Source organism: Polaribacter cellanae (genome assembly GCF_017569185.1).
Lineage (GTDB): Bacteria > Bacteroidota > Bacteroidia > Flavobacteriales > Flavobacteriaceae > Polaribacter > Polaribacter cellanae.
This window is the reverse complement of sequence record NZ_CP071869.1, coordinates 3,537,885-3,554,620: the sequence shown is the minus strand read 5'-3', so window position 1 is coordinate 3,554,620 and position 16,736 is coordinate 3,537,885. Positions and strand designations below refer to the sequence as shown.

General features: G+C 29.8%; 10 protein-coding genes. 6 read left to right on the top strand and 4 right to left on the bottom strand.

Annotated elements, in window-relative coordinates; all coding sequences use genetic code 11:
• Positions 1–108: 108 nt before the first annotated feature.
• Together J3359_RS15810 and J3359_RS15805 are read left to right on the top strand one after the other, a co-directional pair.
• A complete protein-coding gene (locus J3359_RS15810) occupies positions 109–1,248 on the top strand; it encodes a phosphoenolpyruvate carboxykinase (ATP) (protein ID WP_208077989.1) in 1,140 nt (379 codons plus the stop codon).
• Positions 1,238–2,350, top strand: a complete 1,113-nt coding sequence (locus J3359_RS15805; protein WP_208077986.1) for a nucleotidyltransferase domain-containing protein — start codon at positions 1,238–1,240, stop codon at positions 2,348–2,350. The genes J3359_RS15810 and J3359_RS15805 overlap by 11 nt, the downstream gene beginning before the upstream one ends.
• Here the strand turns inward: J3359_RS15805 and J3359_RS15800 are convergent.
• Complete coding sequence (locus tag J3359_RS15800) at positions 2,334–3,686, bottom strand: UDP-N-acetylmuramate--L-alanine ligase (protein WP_208077984.1); 1,353 nt, start codon at positions 3,684–3,686, stop codon at positions 2,334–2,336. The two genes, J3359_RS15805 and J3359_RS15800, sit on opposite strands and share 17 nt — an antisense overlap.
• A 170-nt stretch (positions 3,687–3,856) precedes the next feature.
• Here J3359_RS15800 and J3359_RS15795 point away from each other — a divergent pair, with 170 nt between their 5' ends.
• Complete coding sequence (locus J3359_RS15795; RefSeq protein ID WP_208077982.1) at positions 3,857–10,447, top strand: alpha-2-macroglobulin family protein; 6,591 nt, start codon at positions 3,857–3,859, stop codon at positions 10,445–10,447.
• Positions 10,448–10,540: 93 nt separating this feature from the next.
• The gene (locus J3359_RS15790; protein ID WP_208077980.1) at positions 10,541–10,987 is read left to right on the top strand and encodes a hypothetical protein; all 447 of its coding nucleotides are present in this window, start codon (positions 10,541–10,543) and stop codon (positions 10,985–10,987) included.
• A 110-nt stretch (positions 10,988–11,097) separates the two neighbouring features.
• Here J3359_RS15790 and J3359_RS15785 read toward each other — a convergent pair whose 3' ends face one another.
• The 3 genes from J3359_RS15785 to J3359_RS15775 all read right to left on the bottom strand — a co-directional run bounded on the left by J3359_RS15785 (position 11,098) and on the right by J3359_RS15775 (position 14,223).
• On the bottom strand, positions 11,098–11,625 hold the full coding sequence (locus J3359_RS15785; RefSeq protein WP_208077978.1) for a DUF4136 domain-containing protein: 528 nt from the start codon (positions 11,623–11,625) through the stop codon (positions 11,098–11,100).
• Positions 11,626–11,650: 25 nt separating this feature from the next.
• A complete protein-coding gene (locus J3359_RS15780; protein WP_208077976.1) occupies positions 11,651–13,150 on the bottom strand; it encodes a S8 family peptidase in 1,500 nt (499 codons plus the stop codon).
• An 86-nt stretch (positions 13,151–13,236) separates the two neighbouring features.
• Complete coding sequence (locus J3359_RS15775) at positions 13,237–14,223, bottom strand: M28 family peptidase (RefSeq protein WP_208077974.1); 987 nt, start codon at positions 14,221–14,223, stop codon at positions 13,237–13,239.
• Positions 14,224–14,577: 354 nt separating this feature from the next.
• Here J3359_RS15775 and kdsA point away from each other — a divergent pair, with 354 nt between their 5' ends.
• Together kdsA and J3359_RS15765 are read left to right on the top strand one after the other, a co-directional pair.
• Positions 14,578–15,396 carry a 3-deoxy-8-phosphooctulonate synthase gene (gene kdsA / locus J3359_RS15770; RefSeq protein ID WP_208077972.1) on the top strand — a complete coding sequence of 273 codons (819 nt, stop codon included), beginning with the start codon at positions 14,578–14,580 and terminating at the stop codon, positions 15,394–15,396.
• A gap of 380 nt (positions 15,397–15,776) precedes the next feature.
• Entirely contained in the window at positions 15,777–16,730 is a 954-nt protein-coding gene (locus tag J3359_RS15765; RefSeq protein WP_208077970.1) for a transglutaminase domain-containing protein, read from the top strand.
• The last annotated feature ends 6 nt before the right edge of the window (positions 16,731–16,736 follow it).

Here is a 16,736-nt window from a genome sequence, read left to right as displayed (position 1 = left end):
TTAAAATTGCTACCTTTTGCTTTATATAAAATTTTAAGATACTAGCATCTCTATTTTTAGAGGCTCTTTTATTTTGAACAAGTTTAGAAAATAAGTACCTTTATTTTTATGAAAACAGCAACGCATTTTTTATATAAAACTGTTGAAAACAAAACCATTGTTTGGTTCGAAAAAAACAACGAATATTTAGTCTTAGAGAATACCACTGCAGATATTTTAAAAAGAATAAGCAAAGGAATTCCTGTAAATGAAATCGCATCTGTATTAAGCAAAAAACTATCTGTTCCTTTAGAAAAAGCCATTGATTTTGTTTTGGATTTGGAAAATAAAATTTATGCAACAAAAACAGTTATAGACCCAAGTTTAATAAACGATTACAGAGATATTAGAAAACCAAAAGAATTCGAATTTACAAAATTTTATAAAATAAATAACGTTGTTTTTAAAGTCGATTTTTCTACTGAATACGAATTATATCTTGTTCACCCAAAATTTGAGCATTTAGAAATTAAAAACACCTTAGATTACAACCATAATTTTATTGTTTTTATAAATAATAATTTTGTCTTCTTTTATAATGATAAAGAATTTATTGGAGCCTGGTCTAAAAAAGAAACTCATTTCTTTCAAGGAAAATTTTCGATGGAACTCATCCAAAAAATTCATCAAAAAGAAGAAAAAGAATGGTTGGGAGTTTTCCATGCTTCTGCAGTTTCTAATGGCGATAAAAGCATTTTATTTTGTGGCGATTCTGGCAATGGAAAAAGTACTTCTTTAGCGCTTTTACAAGCAAATAGTTTTACTTGTTTGGCAGACGATTTTGTTCCTATTGATGCAGAAAACAAAGAAGTGTATAGTTTTCCTGCTTCTATATCAATCAAAAAGAATAGTGTAGAAACATTACTTCCAATATATCCTGAACTAGAAACGTCTGCAGAATATCACTTTAAAAGATTAAATAAAATAGTACGTTATTTAAAACCCAATAACACTAATTTTTCAGCTCATAAACCTTGTAAAGACTTGGTTTTTATTAAATATGAAGAAAATGCAGATTTACAGCATCAAAAAATATCTAAAATTGAAGCTTTTCAGCAATTAGTACCAGATGCTTGGTTGTCGCCAATAAAAGAAAATGCAGACGCTTTTTTAAATTGGTTTTCAGCTTTAAACTGCCATCAAATAACCTATTCTAATAATAATAAAATGATAGCAACTGTCTCTGAAATATTTAACAATGAATCATAAAGAAACCCTATTTTTTGTAGCCAAATGTTTAACAATTTCATTGGAAGAAAAAAACAAACAAGAAGTTGAGCAACAACTAAAAACGCAAACCGTAGATTGGGATGCTGTTGTAAGAATAAGTACGGCTCATTATGTTTTCCCTGCTTTATATTGTAATTTAAAACGCGCTAATTTTCTTTCGTATTTACCAAAAGAATTGGTCGAATATATGCAACATATTACCGAGTTAAATAGAGAAAGAAACCAACAAATAATAGAACAAGCAAAAGAAATAAACGAGCTTCTACTATCACATAACATTACTCCTATTTTCTTAAAAGGAACTGGAAATTTATTGGAAAATCTATATGAAGATGTAGCTGAGAGAATGGTGGGAGATATCGATTTTATTTTTTCAAAGGAAAATTATCCTAAAGCAATTAAGGTTTTAACTGAAAATAATTATTCTAAAGTAGTTAAAATTAACTACATTTTTCCAAATTTTAAACATTACCCAAGACTACAAAAAGAAAATAAGATTGCAGCTGTAGAAATCCATAAAGAATTATTAATTGAAAAATATGCCAAGGAATTTAATTATCGTTTAATTGCAAAAGACGCTCAAAAAATTAACGGAGTAACTGTTATGAGTTTCAGTAATCAGTTAGCATTATCCATCATCGCAAAACAAATTAATGATGCTGGTTTTCATTATAAAAATATTGCTTTAAGAAATGCATATGATCTTTTTTTACTGTCTAAAAAAACAGTTGCAAAAGAAGCATTTAAAAAATTTGACACTTTACAAAACCCGTTAAATTGCTTTTTAGCAATCTGTTATGTTACATTTAACAATATTAATTCTTTAGCATATACAAAGACTGTGGAAACTGAAAAATATGTAGCTGTTTATAACAACTATCTTTTAAATGAATCTAAAAGAAATTCTGTTTATAAAAGGAAATCGACAGAGCTTTTTATCAAAAATAGAATGTCTATTATTTACAAATCTCTTTTTGATAAAGAACATAGACAATGGTTGCTAAAAAGAATTACCGACAAAAATTGGCAACAAGAAAAACTAATTCAATTAGGAATTAAGAAGTCTAAACCAAGTTCTTAACCTCCTCGAAATCTAAACCGCCATAATTACCAGAACTCATTAAAACAACTGCAGTATTTTCTAAATCTCTATTAAAAAGAAACGCTTTAAATTCTTGCGGATTCGTGTAAATAATTAAATCGTCTCGCTCGAAAGCTTTTGCAATTTGCTCTTTGGTAACTTCTTCTAATTGCTTAATTTTTACTGCATCTGGCGAATAAAAAACCACAGCAACATCTGCTTTATCCAATGCTCCTTTGTATTCTGATAAAAACTCAGCATTTAAACTAGAATACGTATGTAATTCTAAACATGCCAAAACAGTTCTATTATTATATTGATTTTTAATAGCATTTGTAGTTGCAGAAACCTTGCTTGGAGAATGTGCAAAATCTTTAAAAATTACAGTTGCATTACTTTCTGCAATTTTCTCTAAACGTTTACTAGCTCCTGTAAAACTAGCAATTGCTTCATAAAAATCGTCTTCATCTATTCCTATGTGTTGGCAAATCCATTTTGCACCCGCCAAATTCTGAAGATTGTGTTTTCCAAAAATTTCCAATGGTAAATTTCCTTCTGGAGTTTCTAAATACGTAATGCCGTTTTCAATAAAATATTGTGGAGTTGTATATGGGTATTTTTTAATATGATTAGTAGAAGATTCCACCACATTTTTCACTTCTAGATCTTCTTCATTATACACCATACTTCCACCATTTACCATAGAATCTGTAAAGATTTTAAACTGCTCCACATAGTTTTCAAAAGTTGGAAAAACATTAATATGATCCCAAGCAATACCACTTAACAAAGCAATATTTGGTTTGTATAAGTGAAATTTAGGACGCATATCTATAGGCGAACTCAAATATTCATCTCCTTCTAAAACAATAAATTCGTTTTCTTGTGTTAAATGAACCATGGTTTCAAAACCTTCCAATTGCGCACCAACCATATAATCTACCTTTTTATCGTGGTAATTTAACACGTGTAAAATCATAGAAGTAATGGTTGTTTTTCCATGAGAACCACCAATAACAACCCTTGTTTTGTCTTTCGATTGCTCATATAAAAACTCAGGATATGAATAAATCTTCAACCCCAATTCTTGTGCTTTTAACAATTCTGGATTGCCCTTTTTAGCGTGCATTCCTAAAACAATAACATCTATATTGGAGTCTATTTTTTCTGGAAACCAACCAAACTCTTTTGGTAACAAACCATATTTTTCTAAACGAGATTTAGAAGGGTTGTGTATGGTGTCGTCACTTCCAGAAACTTGGTATCCTTTTTGGTGTAAAGCAATGGCAAGGTTGTGCATTGCGCTTCCGCCAATCGCAATAAAATGAATGTTCATCTAACAAAATTTTAAAAAGTAAAAATACAAAAGCTTTCAACAAAAAATCATTATTTTAGAGCGAAACTCAAGTAAATATTGGTTTTACTAGCTAAAAAGTAACATTCCCTAATTTATAGTTGTTTTAAAACCTTATTTATGTTTGCTTTGTTACATAAAATATTTTGATTATGAAAAACACAACAATAACTTTTTTATTAATGATATTATTTTCTCTAACCGCAAATTCTCAAAATAATTTTGACAAACTTTGGGCAGAAGTTGAGAAGTTTGAGGTGGACAACCTACCAAAATCAGCATTAAAAATTGTAGAAAAAATCTACGATGCAGCAACAAAAGAAAATAATGCTCCACAAATTATAAAGTCGCTTTTTTACAAAAGCAAATTTGCTTTAACCTTAGAAGAAGATGCACAATTAAAAGTAATTAATAATTTAAAAGAGCATATTTCTAAAAGCAGTTTTCCTACAAAAAATGTCTTGCAAAACGTTTTAGCAAATTTATATTGGCAATATTACACTCGAAATAGATACAAGTTTTATAACCGAACAAATGTTTCTTCAAAATCTGAATTAGATAAAAATGATTTTAGAACTTGGGATTTAAACACACTTTTCGAAGAAATTCACACCTATTATAAGGCTTCACTTTTAAATGAAAAAGAGTTGCAAAAAATAAAAGTAACTGAGTTTGCAGACATTCTTCAAATTCAGAATGATGCAAAAACGATTAGGCCAACATTGTTCGATTTCTTAGCAAATAATGCATTAGAATTTTACAAAACTTCAGAAAACTCCATCACCAAACCTGCCTACCAATTTAAAATTGATGCTCCCTCCTATTTGAGTGATCTTAATGCTTTTTCTAATTTAAAAATTGTTTCTAAAGATAGTTTATCGCTTCAAATGAATGCTCTAAAAATCTATCAAAAATTAATTGTTTTTCATCTAACGGAAAACAACACAAATGCTTTGGCAGATATAGATATTCAAAGGCTTCATTTTGTGAATAATAATGCTACTTTCGATAATAAGGAAGCACTATTATTATCAACATTAAAAACATCCAAAGAAAAATTTAAAAATGTTGAAGCTAGTGGTTTATATGGATTTGAAATCGCGAATATTTATAAAAATCAAGCGAATAGTTTTTATTCAACTAAAGAAAATAGATTCAAAAATAAAGATGCCATTGCTATTTGTAATGATATTATTAAAAAATTTCCAGAAAGTTTAGGTGCAAAAAAATGCAAAGTTTTAAAAGCTCAAATTGAGCAAAAATCAGTTAATATTCGTACTGAAAAATACATTCCTATTGATAAGAATTCAAAATTAGAAATCAATTATAAAAATATTGATACACTTTATTTTTCTGTTTACAAAGTAAGTAAAAATGATATTCTTACATTAAATAAAACCTATAAAAGCGAAGATAAAATAGCCTTTATTAGTAAATTAAATTCTTCTAAAAATTGGAATCATAAGCTAAGAAACGAAAACGATTATTTACAACATACTACAGAAGTAATTGTACCGAAATTAAAAAACGGCTTGTATTTAATAGTCGCTTCCGAAGAAAAAAAACTGAGTGAAAAAACTATTTTTGGAACAACTTCTATTCAAGTTACGGATTTAACACTGATTCAGAATACGTTTAACAACACTTATAACTACCAAGTTGTAAACAGAAATAATGGAAAACCTATAAAAAAAGCACATCTTCATATAACAAATCCAAAAAGACCAAATAGCGCTTTTATCGATAAAAAATTAATTACCAATAAAAATGGTTTTACAACATTTAAGAGTACATACACGTATTACAATTGCGACATAACCGTTAAGACAAAAAATGATAACGCTTATTTTGGACAACATTCTCTTTATCAAAATAACAGAAATTACAATAACCAAACAGAAAAAACACTTATAAAACCCTTTATTTTTACAGATAGAAGCATTTACAGACCAGGGCAAACTGTTTATTTTAAAGCGATTGTAATTAGAAAACGAGGAGAAAAATCTGAAGTTTTTAAAAATGAGTTTGTAAAGATTGTGCTAAAAGATGTAAATAATCAACAAATAAAAGAATTAAATTTAAAACTGAATGAATTTGGTTCTATTGCTGGTGAATTTATCTTACCAAATAATGGTTTAACAGGAAATTTTAGTATTTCAGTTGATGAAAGTTTAGAAGAAGATAGCAGTGAATATTACAGATTTGATTATAATAATTCTGTTACTATTTCTGTTGAAGAATACAAAAGACCAAAATTCGAAACCGATTTTAAACCCATTACAGAAACCTTTAAAATAAACGATTCTGTAACAGTTAAAGGATTTACCAAAGCTTTTTCGGGAGCTACAATTACAGATGCAAAAGTAGTGTATAGAGTGCATAGAAAAGTGCAATATCCAAGTTGGTATTATTGGTACAGACCAAGACCCACTTCGTCTGCACAAGAAATTACAAATGGAGAAACTACCACAGATGCTTCTGGAAATTTTACGATAAAATTTAAAGCTTTGGCAGACGAAAGTGTTTCCAAAAAAAATCTACCGATTTTTACTTACGAAATTACAGCAGATGTTACTGACGTAAATGGTGAGACTCGAAGTGCTACAAACACTGTAAAGATTGGATATCATGCTTTATTAGCAACCATTTCTATGGAAAATACTATTGATAAAAATTCTGATGAAAACAAGGTAAGAATCGATACAAAAAATTTAAACGGCGAGTTTGCGCCTGCAAAAGGAACCATTAAAATATATAAATTACAAGCACCCAAAAACCCACAAAGAAAAAGACCTTGGAGTGTTCCTTTTTATCAAGATATTTCTGAAAATACGTTTCGTAAACTTTTTCCAAATGAAGCGTATTCTAAAGAAGAAATGGAAGAGAAAAACTGGAAAAAAGGAAAACTTGTTTTTAGCACCAATTTTAATACTGAAAACGAGAAAGAAATCAGCTTAAAAAATATTAAAAATTGGATTTCAGGAAAATATATTGCTGTTTTAGAAAGTGAAGACAAATTCGGGCAAGCTGTAAAAGACGAAAAGCAATTTTCGGTATTTTCTACGAATGATAGAAAAGTGCCTGACAATAAATTATTTGTTATCAAAACCGATAAAACCATCTATAAAATCGGAGATGAAGTATTGCTACAAATAGGTTCTGCTTCCAAAAATATTACAGTGGTTGTTCAAATTGAAAAGAATCATAAAATTGTAAAAACGCATTTAATTCAGTTAAATAATAAAATAAAAACGTTAAAAATTCCTATTGAAAAAGAAGATCTTGGTGGTTTTGCAATTAAATACCATTTTGTAAATTATAATTATTTCGAGAGTGGAAACCTAATTATTAACGTTCCTGAGAGGATAGAAAACATAAAAATTGAAACCAATATTTTTAGAGACAAATTACAACCTGGAGCAGCACAAACTTGGAGTTTTACCATTAAAGACGATAAGAATGATGCAGTCGCATCCGAAGTTTTGGCTTCTATGTACGATGCTTCTTTAGATCAATTTAAAAGTCACAACTGGTCTTTTACTCCAATTTCTCCAAAACACGCTTATTATTCATATCAAACAAGTGATGCGAATTATAGTTTTGGAACGAAAAACTTTAATATTCAGAATAATAACAGGCAATATTATAATTTTCCGAACACTAATTACACGAGTTATAATTGGTTTGGGTTTAACTTGAACACCAATAAATGGCTAAATAGAAACTATTTAAGACAAATAGAACGAAAATTAAATAACACTCGAAAAGATTTCGATGGAACTGTAAGTGGTTTTGTTGGAGATGAAAATGGAGAATCTTTACCAGGTGTTTCAATTGTAATAAAAGATACGAATTTTGGCACAGAAACCGATTTTGATGGAAATTATTCCATAAAAGTAAAAAATGGAGATGTTTTGGTCTTTAATTATTTAGGTTATAAAAGTGAAGAAAAAATCATTAAAAATTATACCAACTTAGATGTAAAGCTAACTGCAAACGAGAGTGTTTTAGATGAAGTGGTTATTACAGCTTATGAGACTCAAGAGAGAAAAGCTATAACTGGTTCTGCATTAGGTTTGGAAACTGAATCTGAAATAGCTAGTTTTGGTAATGATGATAATTTAAGTATTTATATTAAAGATGCAACTAGCCTTTCTGACGCAAAAACACCTCTATATATTGTTGATGGTAAAGAAATATCTGCAGAAAATGTTGAGAAATTAAATCTAGCTGATATTGCAAAACTAAAAGTCTTAAAAGATGCTGAAGCAACTTCTATTTATGGAAAAAAAGGAATAAATGGAGTACTAATAATTACCACTAAAAAAGGAATTGACAATAAATTATCGCAAGTAAAAGCTAGAACAAACTTTAATGAAACTGCTTTCTTTTATCCGCAATTAAGAACCAATAAAAACGGAAAAGTAAGTTTTACGTTTACAATGCCAGAAGCTTTAACTCGATGGAAATTACAATTATTGGCACATACAAAAGGGTTAAAATCGGCCACAAAAACGTTGCAAACAGTTACTCAAAAAGAGTTAATGGTTTTGCCAAATACGCCGCGTTTTTTAAGAGAAGGAGATAAAATTACTTTATCTGCAAAAATTACAAACCTTACGAATAACAACTTGTCTGGTTTTGCAAAATTAATTTTAACAAATGCGATTACTGGAAAGGAAATAAATACAGAATTAGAAAATACAAATTCTAACAAAAATTTTTCGGTTGATAAAGATGGAAATACAAATATTTCTTGGAATTTGTCAATTCCTGAAACTGTGCAAGCCGTACAATATAAAATTGTGGCAAAAGCTGGCGATTTTTCTGATGGAGAACAAAATGTTTTACCTGTTTTATCCAACAGAATGTTGGTTACAGAAACGCTTCCAATGTGGGTTCGTTCCAACCAAACTAAAACCTTTACATTAAATAAATTGAAAAACTCGAACTCTTCAACCTTAAAAAACCACAAATTAACCTTAGAGTTTACTTCGAATCCTGTTTGGTATGCAATTCAATCTTTGCCCTATTTAATGGAATATCCGTATGAATGTGCAGAGCAAACATTTTCGAGATATTATGCAAATACCTTGGCAAGTTTTGTGGCAAATTCTAATCCAAGAATTCAAGAAGTTTTTAATGCCTGGAAAAGTTCGGACGCTTTATTGTCTAATTTGGAGAAAAATCAGGAATTAAAATCGTTAATTATTCAAGAAACGCCTTGGTTACGAGATGCACAATCCGAATCTGAACAAAAGAAAAGAATTGCATTATTATTCGATTTAAATAAAATGAAAAATGAGCAGGAAAAAGCCATCAATAAATTAAAAGATATTCAAATAAATTCTGGCGGATTTCCTTGGTTTAAAGGAAGTAGATACGAAAACATTTATATAACACAACATATTGCTTCAGGCTTTGGGCATTTGCAAAAATTAGGTGTTACCAATTTTAATGCTTCCACAAAAAAAATGATTGAAAAAGCGGTTCAATTTTTAGATAAAGAACTACTAGAAAATTACCAAAAATTGTTAGAAAGAGCAGATATTATTAAACAGAAAGCTAAAACAAAAAAAGAAGGAGAAAAAAAATACAATACCTATTTAGCAAAGAATCATTTGAGTTATTTTACAATTCAGTATTTGTATATGCGAAGTTTTTATGATGCTATTTCTATGAATTCGAATACTAAAAAAGCAAACGATTATTATATGAATCAGTCTGCAACATATTGGAAAGACTACAATTTGTATGCGAAAGGACAAATTGCGTTATCACTTTTTAGAAATGATAAAAAAGTAACATCCAACAAAATTTTAGCTTCTTTAAAAGAAACGAGTATTACTTCAAATGAGTTAGGAATGTATTGGAAAGAAAATACAGCTGGATACTACTACTATCAAGCTCCTGTAGAAACTCAAGCATTAATGATTGAGGTTTTCTCTGAAATTGATAAAGATATTTCAACAATAGATAATTTAAAAATTTGGCTATTAAAAAACAAGCAAACAAATCGTTGGAAAACCACAAAAGCGACTACAGAAGCTGTTTATGCTTTGCTGTTAAATGGAAGCGATTGGGTGTCAGTTACAGAAATGGCTACGATTAAAGTTGGTAAAAAAACAATCGACCCTACTAAAATAGAAGATGTAAAAGTAGAAGCTGGCACTGGTTATTTTAAAACTTCGTGGAATGGTGCAGAGATCACTTCTGAAATGAGCGAAATTACTATCAACAAAAAAGAAAATGGAATTGCTTGGGGAGGTTTGTATTGGCAGTATTTCGAGGATTTAGACAAAATTACTTCCGCTGAAACTCCACTGAAATTGAATAAGAAATTATTTAAAAAAGTGAATTCAGATACTGGAAAAAAACTGGAAGAAATTACGAAAAACACCAATTTAAATGTAGGAGATTTGGTAACTGTAAGAATAGAATTACGTTCGGATAGAAATATGGAATTTATTCACATGAAAGACATGAGAGCCTCTGGTTTAGAACCAATAAACGTACTTTCTAAGTACAAATGGCAAGATAATTTAGGGTATTATGAAAGCACAAAAGATGCATCTACCAATTTCTTTTTTGATCGATTGCCAAAAGGAGTGTATGTTTTCGAATACGATTTAAGAGTAAACAATGCTGGTAATTTTAGCAACGGAATTACCACCATACAAAGTATGTATGCTCCAGAATTTAGTAGTCATTCTAAAGGTGTTCGTGTAAGTGTTAAAAAATAAAATTCATTTGTATTAATCTATATTGCAAATAAGTTCATTTCAATAAAATAATAGCACTAACTTTGTCGTTTAATCACGCATAAAATATAAATTATGAAAAAAACACTTTTAATTATTGGTCTTTTAGTAGCTGGAGCATTTTCGGCAAATGCGCAAAGTATTTCTGATAACGCAATTGGTTTGCGTTTTAGTGGTGGTAATGGAATTGGTGGAGAAATTTCTTATCAAAAATCTTTAAAAAGCAATAACCGATTAGAAATTAATTTGGGTTTGTCTAATGAATTTTCCAATTTTAAAGCTACAGGCTTGTATGAATGGGTTTGGCAATTAGAAGACCAGTTTAATTGGTATGCTGGTGCTGGTGGTGGAGTTATTTCTGCTGGTGGAACAGGGATTTATGGAGCTGGTGTTATTGGTATCGAATATAATTTTGATGCTCCTATTTTAATCTCCTTAGATTACAGACCTGAAATTGGTATTAGTGGTGGATTAAGTGGCTTAAATTCTGAGTTTGCCTTATCTGCTAGATATCAATTTTAAGAAATATAAATATTATCATAAAATTAAAAATCCTCTAAAATTAATTTTAGAGGATTTTTTTTATAAGTGAACTTTTCAATTTTAAAAATCTAAAAGACATAAACACACCATTAATTTTTCACTTTTGGTGGATATTTTTTAAGAATTTTCTGAATTACTGTTCTCAAATATGCCTCTCTTTCTGCTGGTTTTCTCTTTTCTTTTATTGTCGAAATTAAAGAACCTTCCCAAAAAAGCTCATTGGTTTTTGCGTTTACAAATTCAATAATAAGCGCTTCATTTAATTTTTTTCCTCCAATTGGTATGCCACCAGAAATACCAAAACCACCATTTCTACCTCCACTTCCAACACCAATGCCAATCGTATTTCTATTTTGTGTTTCTGTTACTTTTGCCTTTATATTAATGAAAAAATCTGGATTCTTAACTTTCACAAAACCAGATTTCGATAATTCGTTTTCTAAAATTGTTATCGTTCTTTTTACATCAAACTCATTAAAACCTTTGCCTACATCTTCAAAAAAATGAAAAGTTTTAAATTTTGAAAAATTGGTTGTATCATCATAATCATAGATAACTTTAGGGGTTCCACAACTGATTAATATCAATAAAAGAGAAAAAATTATAGTTTGTTTCATCTTTTTATTTCTTAAAAAACAATAATTATTGTACCGCTTTTAAGGCATTAATATTACCATAACCAAATTCTGAATTTTTGTTCGGGTAGAAATCTGCTGATTGACGCATTTTTTCTAAAACCTGTTCTCGCGTCCAAGTTGGGTGTTTGGCCCAAACCAACGCTGCAATTCCTGCTGTAGTTGCTGTTGCCACAGAAGAACCACCTACATAATTTTCTTTTTTATTGTAATAACTTAATACAGGAACCGTATTATTCGTACTATTTGAACGTTGCATTTGAACTGTAAAATCTATCTTAGAACCAGAATGACACACATCACAATTAGAATAACTACCTTCTTTTACGCCTGTTACTGCAACAGTTTCATTCATATTTGCTGGAAAAATAACACCATACCATCTTGTGTATTTGGTAGAAGTTCCGCCTGCAGCAACAATCATTTTTCCTTTACTATATGCATATTTTATAGCATCTTTTATTTTTCCAATACTAAAAAGAGTTCCAATAGACATCGAAATTACTTTTACATCTCTTCTATTTCCTAAAGCTGTTAATGCTTCAGATATTCCTCTTATTTCATGATAATCATCAATAAAAACATTCTCCACAGCTCTGTACGTTACTAAATTTGCGTTGTATGCCACACCAACAGGTAAATTATCGTTATTTCTAGGTGCTGTGGCTATAGAAGCCATACTTGTTCCATGAGCACATTTGTCGTTTACACCATCGTAATTATTAGACCAAAACCACCAAGAATCTACAAAAGTTCCATATTTCTGAACTGTTCTTCCAGAAGAATATCCATCATTAAAATATTGATTCATCCATTTTTGTTCTGGAGACAAACCTGTGTCTATAATCGCCACTGTAACTCCTTGCCCTGTGCTATAATTCCATGCAGCAGGTATATTGTGCGCACTAAACGACCAAGGTACTTTTGCGCCAGGTGCAACAGTTGTGTAATCTGTTAGCGCCAATGTTTTCTCTTCAAAACCACAGCCAGAAGATGATAAACTGCTAGAACGTTCTTGAAAATTTTTACGTTTGCTATAAAAATGGTAATCTGCAGGCTCTATATAACGTACTTTCTTATCTTTTAAAAGTGCTTTTACTGTTGCTATACTTTTTACAGAAATATCTATAATGTTAATATTTTCATCTACATAGAACTCTTTTTTAGAGCTTTTAGCAGCATTATTTTTTCTTTCATATTTATAAACTAGTTGCAATACTTCTTCTTTTATATTTTTTGATATGGCACTTTTTTTAAAGTGTTTTTTTGAAGTTCCATATCCAATGGTAAGAATATTGTTACCATGTTCTAATGCACTCCAAATAGTATAGGCATCAGTATCTGTCCATTTAAAATCTCCTGTGGTTTTAAGAGATTTCTCTATTTTAGCATTAATTTCTTCTTTTGTTAATATTTCTTGTTGTTCTTCTTGTATAGAAAAATTTTCTTCTTTAGAACACGCAAAAAAAGCGGTTATAAGAATACAGCTAATAATAATTTTTTTCATTTTTTTTAGGGGTTTAATTGGTTTTAAGGGATTATATTTTTATGATGTATTGTTTTTTAAATAAAATATTTACATAAATTATTATTTTATTCTTCCACAATTACTCTTGTGGGAGTATCTCTACCATCTATAATACTTTCAGTTCCTTTTGCAACTGCTTGAATGGTTTGTGTAATAACTGTCATGTTCAAAGTTTCTGCTTCATCTGAAACTTTATGGTAATCTTTATCTACATCAATAGGAGTTGTCGAAAAAGTATGAGATGGAACTCCCAAGCGTGCCAAAGATGCATTGTCGGATCTAAAAAACAAATTAAAATTCTTATACGGATCTGGAAATAATTGGTATCCAGTTCCTACTAAATTTTTCTGAATTATTTTACCAAAATCAGAACGCTCAAAACCACTTAACCAAGCAGTATTAGGGCCAAAACTGGATGTTTTTCCAATCATTTCTAAGTTAATGCCTGCAACAAATTTGTTAGCATCGATACCTTTTCCAAAATGTGTAGAACCAATTAAGCCCATTTCTTCTGCAGTAAAAGCAGCAAAAACAATCGTTCTTTCGTTACCAACTTCTTTAAAGTATTTCGCCAAAGCTAAAACTCCTGTAACTCCAGAAGCATCGTCGTTTGCACCATTATAAATCAAGTCTCCTTCTCCGCTCTTTTTCATTCCTAAATGATCGTAATGTGCAGAAATAATTACATATTCTCCCTTTTTACTTTTTCCTTCTAAAACACCAATAATATTACTAGATGTAATATCTTCTCCAGTCCTTCTATTTTTAAAAGTAAAAGTTTGTCTGTAATCTTCTAATTCTCCAAAAGTAGATAAACCTATTTTTTTAAACTCATTTTCTATGTAAACAGCTGCTTTTTCAATTCCTGCTGTTCCAGATTTTCTTCCTTCCATATCGTCAGAAGCTAAAGTATATAAGTGTTTTCTAACCAAATTAGAATCTATTAAAACACTTGCATCTAAAGTTTTAGAACTATTGGAGGTTGACTTCTTAGAAACATTACAAGAAATAAAAAATGTTAAAGCTAATATTAAGGTTACTATTTTTTTCATTTTATTGGGTTTTAAAAGCATAAATATAGCGAATTTAATTAGAAAAAAAGTTTCTAAACTGTCTCTAGAAAACAGTAGGTTTATAACATAAATTTGCTTCTTTTTTTTACTATGAATTCACAAATAAAAATAAAAATTTTTAGATTTAAAAAAATAGTAGCTATTCTTTTTAAAGTTTATTTGAAACAAAAATTCGTGAATTTGTAGTCATTTTACAACAATGGGTATTTAAAACAATAAAATTCCTTGCTTTAAACAACTATTAACTCTGCAAATTAAAGTATTTCACCATCTAAAAACATCTCGTTTCAAAACGCTTAATTTTTACGTATTTTTGTCAAAAAATTATACAAAATGGATTTATCTCTTATACCAAACATAAAAAACCTAAATTCTAACAACTTCTTTTTATTAGCTGGACCTTGTGCAATTGAAGGCGAAGAAATGGCTTTACGTATTGCAGAAAAAGTAATTACAATTACGAATAAGTTAGAGATTCCTTACATTTTTAAAGGTAGTTTTAAAAAAGCAAACAGAAGTAGAATTGATAGTTTTACAGGTATTGGAGACGAAAAAGCACTAAAAATTCTAAGAAAAGTTTCAGAAACCTTTCATGTACCAACAGTTACAGACATTCACGAGGTTTCGGATGCAGCAAAAGCTGCTGCATATGTAGATGTATTACAAATTCCTGCTTTTTTGGTACGTCAAACAGATTTGGTGTTTGCAGCTGCAAAAACGGGTAAGGTTGTTAACTTAAAAAAAGGACAATTTATGAGTCCTGCTGCTATGAAACACGCCGTTAAAAAAGTAAAAGATGCAGGTTCTAACAAAGCGTGGATTACAGATAGAGGAACCATGTTTGGCTACCAAGACATGATTGTAGATTTTCGAGGAATCCCAGAAATGCGTGAATTTGCTCCAACAATTTTAGATGTTACACATTCATTACAGCAACCCAACCAAACTACTGGTGTTACAGGTGGAAGACCAGAAATGATTGAAACGATTGCCAGAGCTGGAGTGGTAAACAATGTAGATGGTTTGTTTATAGAAACACATTTCGATCCTGCAAACGCAAAATCTGATGGTGCAAATATGTTACACTTAGACAATTTAGAAAGTTTGTTAACGAATTTAGTGGCTATTCGTAAAACAATAAATAATTTATAAAAGATTATTTTTTATTATTTTTTTGGCGTTTTAACGGGCTGGAGTTTATCTTGAGCGAAGTCGAAAGACTACTTGCTTTTAAAAAAAAAGAGCTCAAACAAGTCGCTCTATCCCTAACGCACTTACTCAATTCCAATAAGAAACACTATTTTCAGACCCTTCAGATTTAAAAACTTGAAGGGTCTTTTCGCTGTAAAACAACTAATTAAAAACCAATTTCTACCCAGTTTATCGTGCTATAAGTATTCCACGCAATCTGGAAAAGATCTTTGCAGGATGACAAACTGAATGGGAATTGAATGAAAATTTAATAGAAACCATGAAACAAACAAATAAAGGCACAATAATTGTTTCTACAAAGTTGTTTACATTTTACAAATATGAAATACCTTCTTACTCTCTTTTTATTGATTTCTATCTCTGTAAATTCTCAAGATTTTGCTGAAGTAGATGCTAAAGTCACGAAATACCCACGCTTTTCTAAAGTAGAAGATTTAGCTACTAAAATAGATAACGATTTTTCTAAAGATGAAGAAAAAGCAAGAGCTGCGTTTTTTTGGTTGGCAAAAAATATTCGCTATAATTTAAAAGAATTTTACAATCCAAAACAAAGAAGTATTCGTTTTAGTTATGCTTCCGAAGCTGAAAAGCTACAAAAATTACAAGCTGCAAAAAACAATTTAGTGAATGCCACTTTTAAAACAAAACAAGGTGTTTGCGAAGAATATGCACAATCTTTTAAGAGAATCTGCGATTTATTAGGTTTAAATTCGAAGGTTATAAAAGGATATGCAAGAAATACACCCAATGAAATTGGAATACCTGCAAACACCACAAACCACGCTTGGAACGCCATACAACTAAATGAAAAATGGATTATTCTGGACGCAACTTGGGCTGCTGGTTACGAATACAATGGTAAATGGATTCGAAAATTTAACAATTACTTTTACAATATTCCCAAAGAAAAAATATTTAAAACTCATTTTCCTGATGACTCTTTGTGGGTTTTGCGTTTTGGTAGAATGTCTTTATCTGAATTTTACAATCAGCCTATTTATGGACACAATTTTTTAAACTCGAATATCGAATTGCTTTCTCCACAAAATGGAATTATTAAAGCTGAAAATGGTAAAAACATTATTTTAAAATTTAAGAACTTGGCCTTAAATTCTGCTATTATTTATAATTTTAAAGGGTATAGGTATGCACAAAAACCTGTTTTAAAAATGGAAAATGGAATTACTATTGTATCAATTCCTAACCCTAAAAAAAATTCTGAATTGTACTTATACTTTAATAATGAGGTTGCACTTCAGTTTAAGACGAAATAGTTTAGG